This is a genomic window from Euhalothece natronophila Z-M001 (assembly GCF_007904085.1).
Taxonomy (GTDB): Bacteria; Cyanobacteriota; Cyanobacteriia; order Cyanobacteriales; family Rubidibacteraceae; genus Halothece; species Halothece natronophila.
In genome coordinates this window covers 1,141,311-1,155,016 of sequence record NZ_CP042326.1, presented here as the reverse complement: position 1 = coordinate 1,155,016, position 13,706 = coordinate 1,141,311, and the positions used below count along the sequence as shown (strand labels likewise).

General features: G+C 41.4%; 19 protein-coding genes. 8 read left to right on the top strand and 11 right to left on the bottom strand.

The window, feature by feature from the left end:
• Window positions 1–13 precede the first annotated feature (13 nt).
• The 4 genes from trpA to FRE64_RS05440 form a co-directional block, all read right to left on the bottom strand.
• A complete protein-coding gene (trpA, locus tag FRE64_RS05455) occupies window positions 14–808 on the bottom strand; it encodes a tryptophan synthase subunit alpha (RefSeq protein WP_146295022.1) in 795 nt (264 codons plus the stop codon).
• The gene (locus FRE64_RS05450) at window positions 805–1,152 is read right to left on the bottom strand and encodes a DUF3007 family protein (RefSeq protein ID WP_146295021.1); all 348 of its coding nucleotides are present in this window, start codon (window positions 1,150–1,152) and stop codon (window positions 805–807) included. Before FRE64_RS05450 ends, trpA begins: the two co-directional genes overlap by 4 nt.
• Before the next feature lie 6 nt (window positions 1,153–1,158).
• A complete protein-coding gene (ndhL, locus tag FRE64_RS05445) occupies window positions 1,159–1,371 on the bottom strand; it encodes an NAD(P)H-quinone oxidoreductase subunit L (protein ID WP_146295020.1) in 213 nt (70 codons plus the stop codon).
• A 210-nt stretch (window positions 1,372–1,581) separates the two neighbouring features.
• Window positions 1,582–1,962 carry an ATP-binding protein gene (locus tag FRE64_RS05440; RefSeq protein ID WP_222597893.1) on the bottom strand — a complete coding sequence of 127 codons (381 nt, stop codon included), beginning with the start codon at window positions 1,960–1,962 and terminating at the stop codon, window positions 1,582–1,584.
• Window positions 1,963–2,169: 207 nt separating this feature from the next.
• Between FRE64_RS05440 and FRE64_RS05435 the strand changes: the two genes are divergently transcribed.
• The gene (locus tag FRE64_RS05435) at window positions 2,170–2,322 is read left to right on the top strand and encodes a hypothetical protein (RefSeq protein ID WP_315862646.1); all 153 of its coding nucleotides are present in this window, start codon (window positions 2,170–2,172) and stop codon (window positions 2,320–2,322) included.
• 74 nt (window positions 2,323–2,396) lie between these two features.
• Here FRE64_RS05435 and psb28 read toward each other — a convergent pair whose 3' ends face one another.
• Genes psb28 through pgl form a run of 3 tightly spaced genes read right to left on the bottom strand, consistent with a single transcriptional unit; the run spans window position 2,397 to window position 3,950 of the window.
• On the bottom strand, window positions 2,397–2,735 hold the full coding sequence (psb28, locus tag FRE64_RS05430) for a photosystem II reaction center protein Psb28 (RefSeq protein WP_146295018.1): 339 nt from the start codon (window positions 2,733–2,735) through the stop codon (window positions 2,397–2,399).
• Between the two features lie 54 nt (window positions 2,736–2,789).
• Window positions 2,790–3,215: an FHA domain-containing protein gene (locus FRE64_RS05425; RefSeq protein WP_146295017.1), complete on the bottom strand. Its 426-nt coding sequence runs from the start codon at window positions 3,213–3,215 to the stop codon at window positions 2,790–2,792.
• A 15-nt stretch (window positions 3,216–3,230) separates the two neighbouring features.
• Complete coding sequence (gene pgl, locus FRE64_RS05420; protein WP_146295016.1) at window positions 3,231–3,950, bottom strand: 6-phosphogluconolactonase; 720 nt, start codon at window positions 3,948–3,950, stop codon at window positions 3,231–3,233.
• A 194-nt stretch (window positions 3,951–4,144) separates the two neighbouring features.
• Between pgl and FRE64_RS05415 the strand changes: the two genes are divergently transcribed.
• From FRE64_RS05415 to FRE64_RS05400, 4 genes are all read left to right on the top strand, one after another.
• Entirely contained in the window at window positions 4,145–5,806 is a 1,662-nt protein-coding gene (locus FRE64_RS05415; RefSeq protein ID WP_146295015.1) for a carbon starvation CstA family protein, read from the top strand.
• A 17-nt stretch (window positions 5,807–5,823) separates the two neighbouring features.
• On the top strand, window positions 5,824–6,096 hold the full coding sequence (locus tag FRE64_RS05410) for a cory-CC-star protein (RefSeq protein WP_146295014.1): 273 nt from the start codon (window positions 5,824–5,826) through the stop codon (window positions 6,094–6,096).
• A 30-nt stretch (window positions 6,097–6,126) separates the two neighbouring features.
• Window positions 6,127–7,131: an ArsA family ATPase gene (locus FRE64_RS05405; protein ID WP_146295013.1), complete on the top strand. Its 1,005-nt coding sequence runs from the start codon at window positions 6,127–6,129 to the stop codon at window positions 7,129–7,131.
• Between the two features lie 210 nt (window positions 7,132–7,341).
• Complete coding sequence (locus FRE64_RS05400; RefSeq protein ID WP_146295012.1) at window positions 7,342–8,115, top strand: DUF502 domain-containing protein; 774 nt, start codon at window positions 7,342–7,344, stop codon at window positions 8,113–8,115.
• A 48-nt stretch (window positions 8,116–8,163) separates the two neighbouring features.
• Here the strand turns inward: FRE64_RS05400 and FRE64_RS05395 are convergent, their stop codons facing one another.
• Window positions 8,164–8,370 carry a glycogen debranching protein gene (locus FRE64_RS05395; RefSeq protein WP_146295011.1) on the bottom strand — a complete coding sequence of 69 codons (207 nt, stop codon included), beginning with the start codon at window positions 8,368–8,370 and terminating at the stop codon, window positions 8,164–8,166.
• A 176-nt stretch (window positions 8,371–8,546) separates the two neighbouring features.
• Between FRE64_RS05395 and FRE64_RS17410 the strand changes: the two genes are divergently transcribed.
• A complete protein-coding gene (locus tag FRE64_RS17410; protein WP_186708996.1) occupies window positions 8,547–8,714 on the top strand; it encodes a hypothetical protein in 168 nt (55 codons plus the stop codon).
• Complete coding sequence (locus FRE64_RS05385; protein WP_146295010.1) at window positions 8,714–8,953, top strand: hypothetical protein; 240 nt, start codon at window positions 8,714–8,716, stop codon at window positions 8,951–8,953. The genes FRE64_RS17410 and FRE64_RS05385 overlap by 1 nt, the downstream gene beginning before the upstream one ends.
• Before the next feature lie 96 nt (window positions 8,954–9,049).
• On the opposite strand, the gene FRE64_RS05380 is transcribed toward FRE64_RS05385, so the two are convergent.
• From FRE64_RS05380 to FRE64_RS05370, 3 genes are all read right to left on the bottom strand, one after another.
• Window positions 9,050–9,469: a type II toxin-antitoxin system VapC family toxin gene (locus tag FRE64_RS05380; protein WP_146295009.1), complete on the bottom strand. Its 420-nt coding sequence runs from the start codon at window positions 9,467–9,469 to the stop codon at window positions 9,050–9,052.
• Window positions 9,457–9,675 (bottom strand): ribbon-helix-helix protein, CopG family, encoded by a 219-nt coding sequence (locus tag FRE64_RS05375; RefSeq protein ID WP_146295008.1) that lies wholly within the window; start codon window positions 9,673–9,675, stop codon window positions 9,457–9,459. The genes FRE64_RS05380 and FRE64_RS05375 overlap by 13 nt, the downstream gene beginning before the upstream one ends.
• Window positions 9,676–9,848: 173 nt before the next feature.
• The gene (locus tag FRE64_RS05370; RefSeq protein WP_146295007.1) at window positions 9,849–12,938 is read right to left on the bottom strand and encodes a valine--tRNA ligase; all 3,090 of its coding nucleotides are present in this window, start codon (window positions 12,936–12,938) and stop codon (window positions 9,849–9,851) included.
• Between the two features lie 179 nt (window positions 12,939–13,117).
• On the opposite strand from FRE64_RS05370, the gene FRE64_RS05365 reads away from it, so the two are divergent.
• Window positions 13,118–13,702, top strand: coding sequence for a Uma2 family endonuclease (locus FRE64_RS05365; RefSeq protein WP_186708994.1), 585 nt, complete (start codon window positions 13,118–13,120; stop codon window positions 13,700–13,702).
• Window positions 13,703–13,706 lie beyond the last annotated feature (4 nt).

The window sequence follows — 13,706 nt, the reverse complement described above, 5'->3', positions numbered from 1 at the left end:
AACCAATAACAAACTAAATCGCAGCTTTCAAACTCCGACAAAAGGCTTCAATTTCTGTTAATCCCATATCAGGGGAATCAGCTTGCGCTAAACGGTTAACAAAAGCACTGCCAGCAATAACGCCATCAGCCCCCCAGTTTTTAATCTGTTCGGCGTGTTGTGGTTGAGAAACCCCAAAACCAACACAAACAGGTTTATCACTTGCCTGACGTAATAAGGGTAATAACTCTTTGACTCGACTGCCCACTTCCGTGCGAGTTCCCGTTACTCCTGTCACACTAACCAAGTAGATAAAACCTTGGGATTTCTGCGCGATCGCGCGAATTCTCTCTTCAGGAGAAGTAGGGGCAACTAAAAGTGTTACCTCAACGCCATAGTCTTGGGCTGGCTTTAAAATTGTTTCCGCTTCTTCTAGGGGAATATCAGGAATAACTAGCCCCTTGACTCCTGCTTGAGAAATCCGTTTCAGAAATGGATGAACGCCCTGATGATAAATCGGATTATAGTAAGAAAATAAAACAATCGGCGATCGCAGTTGATCGCGCACTGTTTCCACCACTTCTAAGACATTCCCCAACTTAACCCCCCGTTTCAACGCCCGAGTAGCAGCAGCCTGAATCACAGGCCCATCCGCAAGGGGATCAGAATAGGGAACTCCTAACTCAATGAAATCAGCCCCAGCACGATCAAGCAAAGGGAGGGCTTTAGCTGTAGTTTCTAGATCAGGATCCCCAGCTGTCAAAAACGGAATTAAGGCGCATTTTTTCTCTTGACGTAGGGTTTGAAAACATTGAGAAACGGTGGTCATGATTGGTCTTTTTCCTCAGTTTGTTCTTGAGAGGAAGATTCTGCTGCTTTTTCCTCTTCCACCTCTTGTTGCAGTTTTGCGATCTCTTCAGGAGTCATCTGCTCTAAACGTTTTTGCAGCACTGCCTCTTCATAGTCTTGGAGTTGTTTATTATAAGTCATATTTTGGGTAAAAACTCGAAAAAGATAGGTACTTACCCAACCAATTAATCCAGCCACGAGCAAGGCTTGACTCCAAACCCCTGCATTTTGAGAACTTAAGCCAAAAAACTGTAAAAGGAGATAAGCCACTCCTCCCGCAATGAAAACTCCTAAAGTGAGCGCGATCGCGTCTATTCGTCGCATTTAGCTTTAACTTCTCACCTCCCGACGCTTCGGGCGAAAATTAAGAAAGGGACTCAACAATAGCAACCCTGGAAAGAAGAAAAACACCAGAAAGTACATCAAAGTGCGTTCAATAGAACTAGCAACATACCAGCGTTTCTGGAGATAAAAATAAGTCATTCCTGGAATAATGAGCAGATAAAGTCCCCCTAATGATAAATATAAAGCTGCAATGAGCATAATCGTTATCCCATAAGTTGTTTACACTTTTCTATCTTACCTTGGTGACTGACAATAACTAATTCACTTTTGATATAAGTCAAACTTGCCAGAAACCACCTGACCAATAATCAAGGAAAATATAATTAAAAAAGAATCAGTTAATCAGCAGTTTTCGTTAACTAGAAACGTTTTGTACCCTCTAAAAGACAATTTTTGTAAAATAGCATCCTAGGGTCGTTTTTTAGTTAATTTTAATTGCGTTCCTTCTTCATTCCAATGGATTTGGTCAAATATATGGTATAGGATACATAAGCCACGGCCGCCTTCAGAATCATAGTTAGGAAGAAAACTGTCAGGATCATCTTGACAACCACAATAATTAGGGATAAACCCAGCTCCTTTATCAGTAATGATCCAAGTACATTCTGCTGGCATCATGGCATACTGAACAATAACAGTCTTACTGGGATCCAGTTGATTTCCATGTTTTGCCGCATTGACTAGAGCCTCTTGCAGCCCTAGCCTAACATCTAGTTGCCAGTCTGGGGGCACTTTCGCAACTAAAAGATCAAGAATGGGTCCTAAATAAAGAGTAGAAGCAAAACTCACTGTCCCCCAGTTACATTTTGTTGGACGGGGTGATAATGCAATCACACGCTATTACCTCACTTTCTTGGGGATCGTGAATCGACTGGCTTTCAATGAAAAAGTAGCCAAACACGTTAGCTTCGGGGATTTTAAGCTTGTCTTTATTTTTAAAATTCCTACTTTATTATATCAGAAAATTGAAAAGGGTAAAATTACCCAATTAGCGAAATGGAATTGATAGCCCAACTGGCTCACCGCTTGTGTGATGGGGCAGGGATGATCTTTGCAGAGGAAATCAACTTTCGTAGCTGGCAACGAGGAATGTTATTCAAACACGCGGCGGATGCTGGTTTTGGTCAGTTTGTGAACATCTTGGAGTAGGTAAGAGATCAAAAAAACGAGGAGCTATACTCCTCGTAGTGATAGATTTACAAAATTTTCCTAATCAAATCATGTTAAGATTTACTAAATTCTAGCCCATGCTCCTCAGCGTAACGTTCCATAAAACGCATAAAACGATCCCATTCTTCTTCTGATTGCATATAATAAACAGCTTCTAGTGCTGTAGGTTGACCATTAACAAATTTTCCTTTCACATCTTGAGTTGAGAGTTCTCCTTCTTCGTCAATCATATACATTCCAGTAATTTCTTGAGTTGTATCTGAGGCAAGAGCTTTTGGGTTATCAAAGCGAAAGGTAGCTGTACCGCTACTGCCATCTTTAGAGCGGGTTAGTCGTACATCTGGGATCGCTTCTTCATCAATGCCGCGTGAGAATTGGATAGTTGCTGTCATGTTTTTTTCCTTGTTTTCTAAAACGTTCTATTATGGGGCTGATGCGATAAAGCACTAGGGAATTTTAAATATAAAGGTCACTTTATCTTCTTTCCCTAATGCGATGATATCCCCAGCGGAGAGTTCTTGAGCTTCTCCAGTAGGGACAGGGTTATTATTGACATAGGTTCCATTGGAACTGTCTAAGTCTTTAATGTAATATGTTTCGGCTTCGATGTGAATGTTGGCGTGCTGACGAGAAATAATTGCTGCATCAGGAAAATCTGATAAATCAATATCTGGGGGGTGATTACTATTCGGTTTTCCGAGAGTAATTTCAGCTCCTTCTTGTTCAGGAAGTTCAATTGTTTTACCCGTTTGAATATGCACAAGATAGGGGGTTGTTTGTTGCAGGTTAGTAGGTGTTTCGGAGGAATTGACTACTGTTGGTTCTGGATCGAGATTGCCATTGTCAGGAACTTCTGGATAATTTTCATTCATGGCTCTTAATTATTTTTAATGACTTGCAATTTCTTCTCCTGCCTCTTGATCCAGTAACCACCACAGTTCTCCTTGGGGCTTGATGAGGCGGGAAGGATATTGCTTTTCATCTCCTTGAGGAGAAAAAACTTGGGCAAGGGCAGGACGTTTATTGGCACCAGCTACTAGGAAAATGACACAGCGTCCTTGATTAATAAAGGGGGCGGTAAAGGTTAGGCGTTGACTGTTTCCTTTATTCCCGACAGTAATTAACCGATCGCGCACGGTTAGAGCTTCGGTTCGCGGAAATAAGGAGGCGGTGTGTCCATCATCTCCCATCCCTAAGAGAATAATATCAAGACTAGGTATCTCTCCTGCACTACATTGGAAAAATTCTCGAATTTCCTGTTCATGTTTGGCTGCATCAGTGTACGGATTTTCCCCTGTGGTAGGCATAGGATGAATATTGCTAGCTGGCATGGAAACTTGGTTTAACCATGCTTCTCGCACCATTTTTTGGTTACTGTCAGGATGATCAACGGGAACATACCGTTCGTCTCCCCAAAAGATATGGATTTTTTCCCAAGGGAGAGATTCTTGGGCTAATTTTTCGTAAAGGGGTTTGGGAGTCCCACCACCAGCGAGGGCAATGGTGCATTGATCTCGTTGCGCGATCGCGCTTTTGATTTTTTCTACCATTAACTCACGAGCGCGATCAATCAAACTGATTTTATCCGATAAAACTTCTACTGACATAACTCCTCACAAAGATGTTTTTGGGATGCAACTGTTCTGATTTCACCCCGTCTCTTGGTACAAATTTTACAGTTTTCTAAACCTATCGCCACTGATATAACAAAACGTCTCAGCAATTTGCAGCCCATAATTGATGATGGTATTCTAAGCTACATCAGAATTTTTAAAGTATAGGTGTTTATTAAACTAAAATCATGAATGCGGTACTACTAGCTGTCATTGGCTGGGTAAGCTTTTTTCTCGGCTATCGGTTTTATTCCAAATTTATCGCTAAACGAATCTACCGTCTCAGTAGCCAGGCAGAAACACCGGCTCACACCTATGAGGATGGAGTTGATTATGTTCCCACTCATCCCTTTGTCCTCTGGGGTCATCATTTTACCTCAGTAGCTGGAGCCGCACCAATTGTTGGCCCCGCGATCGCGGTAATTTGGGGATGGCTACCTGCCTTTTTGTGGGTGATTTTAGGCACAGTTTTTATTGGTGGAGTACATGACTTTGGTGCGCTTTGGGCAAGTGTTCGCAATCAAGGACGTTCCATTGGTGCTTTAACAGAGGAAGTAGTTGGGAAACGGGCACGTAGCCTGTTTATGATTGTAATTTTCCTGTTGTTATTGATGGTTAATGCCGTGTTTGCGGTTGTGATTGCTGATTTATTTGTGGAATATGGTAGTAGTGTGCTTCCAGCCTGGAGCGCGATCGCGGTAGCTGTAGTAATTGGTTATTTGCTGTATCGTCGTGGAGTCGGCTTATTATTTCCTTCTCTAGGGGGATTAACGGTACTTTATTTCATGGTTTACCTCGGTGATATTGCTCCTGTCCTCGAACTAGGGGCGACACAATGGATTTTAATATTATTTGCTTATGCCTTTATTGCTTCTTTACTCCCTGTGTGGCTACTCCTACAACCGCGAGATTTCATCAACTCTCTACAATTATTTATTGGCTTAGGGCTACTTTACTTAGGAGTTTTATTTGCGAATCCAGAGGTTGTTGCCCCAGCATTCAATCGTAATGTACCAGCTGATGCCCCACCAATTATTCCTCTATTATTTGTCACCATTGCTTGCGGTGCTATTTCTGGGTTTCATGGCTTAGTCTCATCGGGAACATCAGCTAAACAATTAAATCAAGAAACCGATTCCCGCTTTGTTGGTTATTTAGGTGCAGTGGGTGAAGGCTCCCTTGCCCTAGCAACAATTTTGGCAACAACAGCAGGATTTGCCAGCTTCGCTGATTGGCAGGAAGTTTACCAATCTTTTGGTGAAAGCGGAGTTGGGGCTTTTGTTGAAGGAGGCGCTACCTTAATCAATCAAGGACTAGGCTTACCCATCACCTTTGCGACCACCCTTTTAGCCGTAATTGCCGTATTGTTTGCCAGCACTACCTTAGATACCTCAGTGCGCTTACAACGCTTCATTATTCAGGAGTGGGGACAAATTTACCAGATTGCCCCATTAACCAATCGCTATTTATCAACTGCTTTAGCCATCTTCTCTTGCCTATTATTAGCCTTTGGCGCTGGTGGTACTGATGGCACAGGTGGAATGACCATTTGGCCCTTATTTGGCACAACTAATCAATTATTGGCAGCCTTAACCCTACTAGTGATAAGTGTTTTACTAGTGAAGCTTGCTCGCTCCTATTGGTACACATTAATCCCACTTGTATTTGTTTTGCTGATGACCGTGTTTGCCTTACTCCTCCAATTAGCCGAATTTTGGATAGATGGCGATTATTTCTTACTATTTCTAGATATTTTGATTTTAATTGCTGCAGTTTGGGTAATTTTAGAGTCTGCATTGGTCTTTAATCGAGCAAGAAAAGAGGCACAAACTGAATCGTCTCCCCACTAAGTAAAGGAGTACAAAAAATGCAATCAATTAATTGGGTTCAGATGTATCGCCAATTCCAGTACCTGCTCAAAGAGTTTTATACAGCTCCTTATCGGCAAGAATTAGCCCGAGAAAAGCGCGATCAAGATGACTTGTTTATGCTCCTCGTTTTCTCAGAAATGATGGGCGTTCCTAATCCTGTGAGTTTTTATACCTTAGAGCTTTTGCCCTTAATTTATGAGGATTTCCACCAGTGGCATCAACGCATGGGCATGGATCAATCCCCCCTAGAGCAAATTCGATGTTGCTAGGGTAGCAATGAGAAACCATCGATTATCGTCATGACAACTACTCCTCGTTGGAAAACTTTAAATCTAGACAACCAACGCTTAATTTTTGTTGGGGGCAAAGGAGGAGTGGGGAAAACCACCACAGCCGCCGCCTTATCCCTGATTGCAGCGGATCAAGGTCGTCGATGTTTAGTAGTTTCAACTGATCCCGCCCATTCCCTTGCCGATATTTTTGAAACCTCTATAGGCGATCGCGAGTCTCCTCTAACATCCAACCTTTGGGGCGTAGAAATTGATCCAGAATCTGAAGCAGACCGATACATTGCTACTGTAAAACAAAACCTACGTAGCTTAGTTAAACCAGCTTTATATAGCGAAATTGATCACCAGATGAATTTAACCCGTCAAGCCCCAGGCTCTCTTGAGGCTGCGCTGCTAGAGCGGATTACTTCCCTGATGGAAAAGGGTCTCAATAACTACGATACGATTGTTTTTGATACTGCTCCTACTGGACACACCTTACGTTTACTCTCTCTACCGCAACTTATGTCAACTTGGGTTGATGGTTTACTCAGCCATCGTGAGCGTTCTGCCCAATTAGACAAACGATTCCGTCAACTTGGGGATGGCAAAGCATTATTAGCAGAGGAGAAACAAACAGACGAACGCACTGAAAAAATTCGGCAGATTCTCACTGAGCGCCAACGTCGCTTTTATCGAGCGCGTCGCCTCTTACTAGAGCCTCAAACTACTGCCTTTGTTTTAGTCTTAATTCCAGAGCGATTACCAATTCTCGAAAGTCAAAAAGCACTGCAATCTCTTCAAGACAATGACATTCCATTAGCCGGTATGGTCATTAATCGAGTATTGCCTCAACAACCGCTAGGGGATTGGTTTGAGAAGCGTCGGGTGCAAGAAGCAGGATATCTAGAGGAGATTCAACAGCAGTTTCGGCACCTTCCCCAAATTACAGTTCCCTTATTTTCCAAGGATATTTATGGAGTGACAACACTGCGTCAAGTAGCAGGGTACTTGAATGGGCTTAATCATCCTTAGAGTAAAAATGTTAAAATAGATGTTGCTAGTTATACTATTTTGTGACTTATCCCAAAAAAGTTTTAACAGTGGCATAATGTGAATAGGTGTAATATTTTTTTACAAAGCTGACCAAGAAACTTATTTTATGCAGTCAGTCTAGTCAAATGTTACTCTGTCTTAATCATTAATGACATTACTCATAAAATCGGTAAGGAGATTCGACGCTCTGTGATCGAACGTTTCAAGCAAAGCCTGAAAAATGACTTAATTGCGGGTTTGCTAGTGGTTATTCCCCTCGCCACTACTATTTGGCTAACTATTACTATTGCCAGTTGGGTTATTAACTTTCTCACCCGCATTCCTAAGCAACTTAATCCTTTTGACAGTTTACACCCAATTTTAACCAACCTTCTCAATATTACAGTTGGTTTAGCAGTTCCTCTGCTATTTATCTTATTTATTGGCTTAATGGCGCGAAATATTGCCGGACGCTGGTTATTAGATGTCGGGGAACAGATTTTACAAGCAATTCCGCTTGCAGGTTCAGTTTATAAAACCCTCAAACAACTTCTCGAAACTCTTTTACAAGACTCGAAAAGTAAATTTCGGCGGGTAGTGATGCTGGAATATCCTCGCCCTGGGTTATGGACGCTTGCTTTTGTGACGGGAAAAGTTAGCCCTCAGTTCCAGTCTCATCTGGCTAAACCAATGTTAAGTTTATTTATTCCGACAACGCCTAACCCTACCACAGGCTGGTATGCCATGGTGCCAGAAGAGGAAGTAATTAACTTACAAATTTCTGTAGAAGAAGCATTTAAGGTACTAATTTCTGCTGGTATTGTTAGCCCTACTGCCTCTCTTACTCCCCAAACTCAACAGCAAGGAAGCCATCAAAATGAGTCTTCACCTACTTCAACGATGAATACATCAAACCTGTCTGCGCTAAAAACAATCTTCAAAATTAGCAACGAAAATCATAATGGAAATGGCAGTAGCCATTAGTTAAGTTCTCATTAATTCACAGTTGAAAAATGCCTCAAGTAAGCAAGCCTAGTTAAGTTTAAGGGCATTCACTGGTACTTCCTCCCAAGAATCAACTGTTCGCAGTCTCGCCACCCAGCCTTGTTCCTTTTGACTTTCTGTCAGGTTCTCTTGAAAAGACTGATGACACTCTTGGGCTGCCTTTTCATTACAGGAAGCAATGCAAGCATGAATTAAGCCTGAGGGATCAATTTGCTCGTTAATCCAAATCGTCATGTTTTTTTCTCCTTGGCAAGTTGAGCAATGGCATTACCACTAATGCGACAAGTCCGCCAATCTGGTAATACCTTCGCTCCCATTTTCTCATAAAACGCGATCGCCAGAAGACTTTTCCCTCCTAATTACTTGCCTGTAGTAGAATAGCGTTAGTAGTAACTTTAGAAAGCTAAAAATTGAGTAGTAAGCAAACTAAAAAGCAACAAACCAAAACGATCGGTGAACGTTTAGCACAAGAAGACATTGTTTTTGGTCAAGGTTCTTTTAATTTATCAGAGCGAGAAGTTCGGAAAGAAAACGCCCATAAAGCTGTAAACGAACGCCATCAATCCCGTGAAAGTTAATGGAAAATACTGCCTTAATTGATGCAGGTCCCTTAATTTCCTTCTATAATCAGCGGGATCAATATCACCAACCAATTTTAGACTTTTTTCAGGATACTTCTATTAATTTCTTGGTGACTACAGATGCTTGTCTAGCTGAGGTAATGTACAGCTTAGGACAAATCAAAGGGCAGTCTCATCAACTGCAAGCTCAATTTTCACGACATATTAATAGAGGGCTTTGGACGCGAGAACCTTGAGCCCCTCTTCTCATTTTTTGTCCTGTACTGAGCAGCTTGTACTATTTCTTGCCCCAATTCATCCATTGTTTGATCTTGTTATTTGCTTGGTTGTTGTTAAGGTAATAGTTGGAAAGCCTGATAACGCTCTGAGCGAATGACTGAAAAATGACGACGATCTAACGTCAATATGTTCTGAATTTCTTGTTCATCTGCCAGAACAGCAAGACTAGCATCAACAAAGCCAATGGGGAGATCAGCATAACGAGTCATTCGATTTAAGACTGAGGGTAAAGCCGACGAGTCTAACCCGATATATTCAAACGTTCCCTCAACTAAATCTTCAAAAAATAACCGAGATACTTCCTCCCCCAGATATTTCGTTACTAAATAATCGACTTCCGGTAAAATAGTCGCAGGAACAATCATTTGTGAATGAAGAACCACATCAGCAACAGCAGAGTGATTTTTGTCGCTCACATCTAATAAAGCAATAATCCCTCCCGTATCTGCCAGCACTTTGGTTAATCCTGCCATAAGAGTTCATCAACTCGTTCTGATAAATCAGATAAATTGCTTTGTCCTTTCCCCAAAGATTTGGGAACTTTTTGAGTTTGATGAGTCAGGTAAAAATGAATCATTTCTTCTATTACTTCTGACGGGGTTTTTCCTTTTTCTTGAGCTAACTGGCGTAATTTAGCTTGGCTTTCTTCTGAAAGAGAAATCATTGTATCTGTCATCATTTCACCTCCAAATTAATTTAAGAATATCATCACTCTCACCTCCTTAAGGTAGGATCACTTATCTTACCCTACATCAAAAGAGAGATTTTCATAAGCAGCGAGCGCTTTAATTAAGTTCATAATGGCAACAACATCTTTACGAGTGGCTGCCCGAATTTGCCAAGCAGTATCATTCATAATTTGTTCAATCGTTCTTGTAAAATAGACTGTTGTTTCTGAGCTTCTGCTAGAGAATCTCGCGCCCCTTGAACCACTTCTGCCGGGGCTTTATTCACAAAGTTTTCGTTACTTAAGCGCCCTTCTAAAGATTGCACATCTTCCTCGACTTTCTTGAGATTTTTCTCTAATTTCGAGCGTAAAACTTCCACATCCACAACCCCTGCTAAGGGAATTAAGACTTGGACTGTTCCCACGACACTAGCAATGACTTTTTGCTGTTGATCTTCTGATAACTCAGGGGTAATGGTGAGATTTTCTACTTTGGCTAAGTCTTTAATATAGGTTTCTCCCTTACTTAAAATTGTTCGTTCCTGTTCATTTTCACTTTGCAAAATGACATCTACTTTCACGCCTGGCTTAATTTCAGCTTCCGCCCGTAGGTTACGAATGGCACGAATGGTGGCAAACGTCAACTCAAATTCTTTTTCTAGCTCTTCATTAATCAGTGTATTTTTGGAAGTAAAGAAATTAGAAATCGCAGAATTAGAACCTAAAAGTTCTGCTTTCGTATTTTGCCAAATCTCTCTTAATTCTTGGCGTTTTGGCTGGGTTAAAAGATAGCGATAACCAAACCAACCTGTATAAATTAATCCGACAATTTTTAAGAAACTGGGTAATAATGGAAATTGCTCTAAAGCTGATAGAAAAGCAAAGACGAAATTAATGGCAAATATCCCTAAAATGGCAATGCCAACTGTTTTAATTGCAGACTGATTAACCTGTTTGGTTAAGCGATTGAGTTGCTGTTTTACTTGTTGCTGAATTGTTGATTCTGTCTCTCCAGAAGTAGCAGAAGTCTCTTTTTCATAAAGTAATTCATCCACTTCAGGATAGGCTTGTAAAGCTAAAGTTTCATCAGAACGTTCAGTTAATGTCTGCCAAATTTCTTCGGTAACATGAGGCATAAACGGATGGAGAAGTTTCAAAATTCCTTCCAAAACATAGCCTAGCGTTTGTTGGGCAATCAGACGGGATTCAGGATTATTTTTATCATTAAGACGGGATTTGACTAATTCAATATACCAGTCACAGAAGTCCCCCCAAATAAAATCATATAATCCTTGAGCCGCTTCTCCTAAACCATAATGATCAATATTTTCACGGGTAGTTTTTGTAATTTGATTAAAGCGAGATAAAATCCAGCGATCGCTGTTTTCTAATTTTTCTAGATCAGGGCTTCCTAACTGTTGAGGCGTTTTCCCGTCTAAATTCATAAACACAAACCGAGAGGCATTCCACAGCTTATTAGCAAAATTCCGAGAAGCCTCTACTGAACTAGACTCGTCAGTTTCGCGGTTGTATTGTAAACTAATATCCTGCCCTGCGCCTGTTACTTCTCGAATTAGCGTATAACGGAGGGCATCTGCGCCATATTTTTGAATCAATAATAGGGGATCAATGCCATTTCCTGCTGACTTCGACATCTTCTTCCCATTTTCATCGCGAACTAAGCCATGAATATATACATCTCGGAACGGCATTTCCCCCATAAAATGCCCTGACATCATGGTCATTCGCGCTACCCAGAAAAAGATAATGTCAAACCCTGTAACAAGCGTGGTATTCGGGAAATAAGTTTCTAAGTCTTGGTTTGCGTTGGGCCATCCTAAGGTAGAAAAGGGCCATAACCCCGACGAAAACCACGTATCTAAGGCATCAGCATCCTGTTGTAATTCGATGTTTTCCCCATACTGTTGAACTGCTTTTTCTCTGGCTTCTTCCTCACTGTGGGCAACAAAATAGGGCGTTTCATCAGTAATTTGCCCCTCGGTTTCGCTAATAACATACCAAGCAGGAATTTGATGTCCCCACCAGAGTTGTCGAGAAATACACCAATCCTTCAGTTTTACTAACCAATCTCGATAAACTTTCTTCCAACGTTGGGGAACAAAATAGGGAGAATTTTCTTGATCAAGACAGTTGAGGGCTTTTTTCGCTAATGGATCAATTTTGACAAACCATTGGGTAGAGATGAGAGGTTCAATGGGAACTTTGCCGCGATCGCTGTAAGGTAAAGTGGAAACATAATCCTCAACTTTGACTAAACAGCCTTCTTCCTCTAATCGCTTCACCACATTTTGTCGTGCTTCAAAGCGATCTTGCCCAGAAAACTCCCCACCATTGTCATTAATCGTTCCATCCTCATTCATCACCGTAATAAAGGGCAGATCATGGCGTTCTCCCATCGCAAAGTCATTGGGATCATGGGCAGGGGTAATCTTGACACAGCCAGTTCCAAAAGAGGAGTCCACATATTCATCAGCAATAATGGGAATCTCCCGTCCCATTAAAGGTAACGTAACCGTTTTCCCAATCAGGTTTTGATAACGTTCATCATTGGGATTAACCGCCACGGCTGTATCCCCTAACATGGTTTCTGGGCGTGTTGTCGCCACTTCAACTGCCCCACTGCCATCACTGAGAGGATAACGAAACTGCCAGAGATGTCCATTAACCTCTTTATTTTCCACCTCTAAATCAGAAATTGCCGAACGAGAGGCTGGACACCAATTCACCATATATTTGCCGCGATAGATCAAGCCTTCTTCATATAACTTGATAAAGGCAGTTCGCACCGCATTCGATAACCCCTCATCCATAGTGAAGCGTTCTCGCGACCAATCCGCAGATAACCCTAACCGTTTTAACTGATTAACAATACTACCGCCAGATTCTTCTCGCCATTGCCAAGCGCGTTCTAAAAACTTCTCTCGTCCAATATCAAAGCGAGTTAACCCTTCTTCTTTTAACTGCTTATCAATAATTGCCTGTACTGCAATACTAGCATGATCCGTTCCCGGTAAACACAGGGTATTATCCCCACACATTCGATGATAGCGAACCAACACATCAATCAACGCCGTATTAAAAGCGTGTCCCATGTGCAAACTTCCCGTTACATTGGGCGGAGGAATGACAATGCAGAAAGGTTTTCCGCCTTTTTCAGGATTTGCTTCAAAAACTTGCTTTTGATCCCAAAATTCCTGCCACTTGGCTTCAGTGGTTGAAGGATCGTATTGACTGGGTAGGGTTGTTTCGGTCATGGTTAACTTTAATTGCTTACTAACGTTGATCTTAGTTTGGTTTCACGCCCTTAAATCCCCTCTCATTTTCTCATGTTTTGGGAAACTGAATATTTTTTGCTTGGGTGGGCGCGATGGGGAAATAATCTCCCTGATAAAAGGAAAGTATAATATTTTGAAAACAGAAAAATCAAAAAGCTATGGCGATGCCAATCTCGATTCCTAAAGGATTTAAAGTTACGCCAGAACAATTCGATCAATTAGCAGCGATCGACCAACTGTCACGACTAGAGTTGACTGAGACTGGGGAATTAATTGTGATGAGTCCGACGGGGGGAGAAGCAGGAGCAAAAAACTTTAATTTATATATTGATCTTGGCATTTGGAATCGTCAGACGAAATTAGGAAAAGCCTTTGATTCTTCTACTGTGTTTATTTTACCGAATGGAGCGAGAAGAAGTCCCGATGTGAGTTGGGTGAGATTAGAACGTTGGGATACCTTAACCTCAGAAGAAAAACAAGGGTTTCCGACGATTGCCCCTGATTTTGTGATCGAGCTAGTCAGTCCCAGCGATTTAAAAAATCAGCGATATGAAGACTTACAAGCAAAGATGCAAGAGTATTTAGAGAATGGTGTGCAATTAGGTTGGTTAATCGAACCATCTGCAAAGACAGTGGAAATTTATCAAGCTGGGCAACCTGTAGAGCAATTAAAGAATCCGCAAACTTTATCGGGAAAAAATGTCTTGCCTGGATTTATTTTAGATTTAAGTGAGATTTTTTAATATG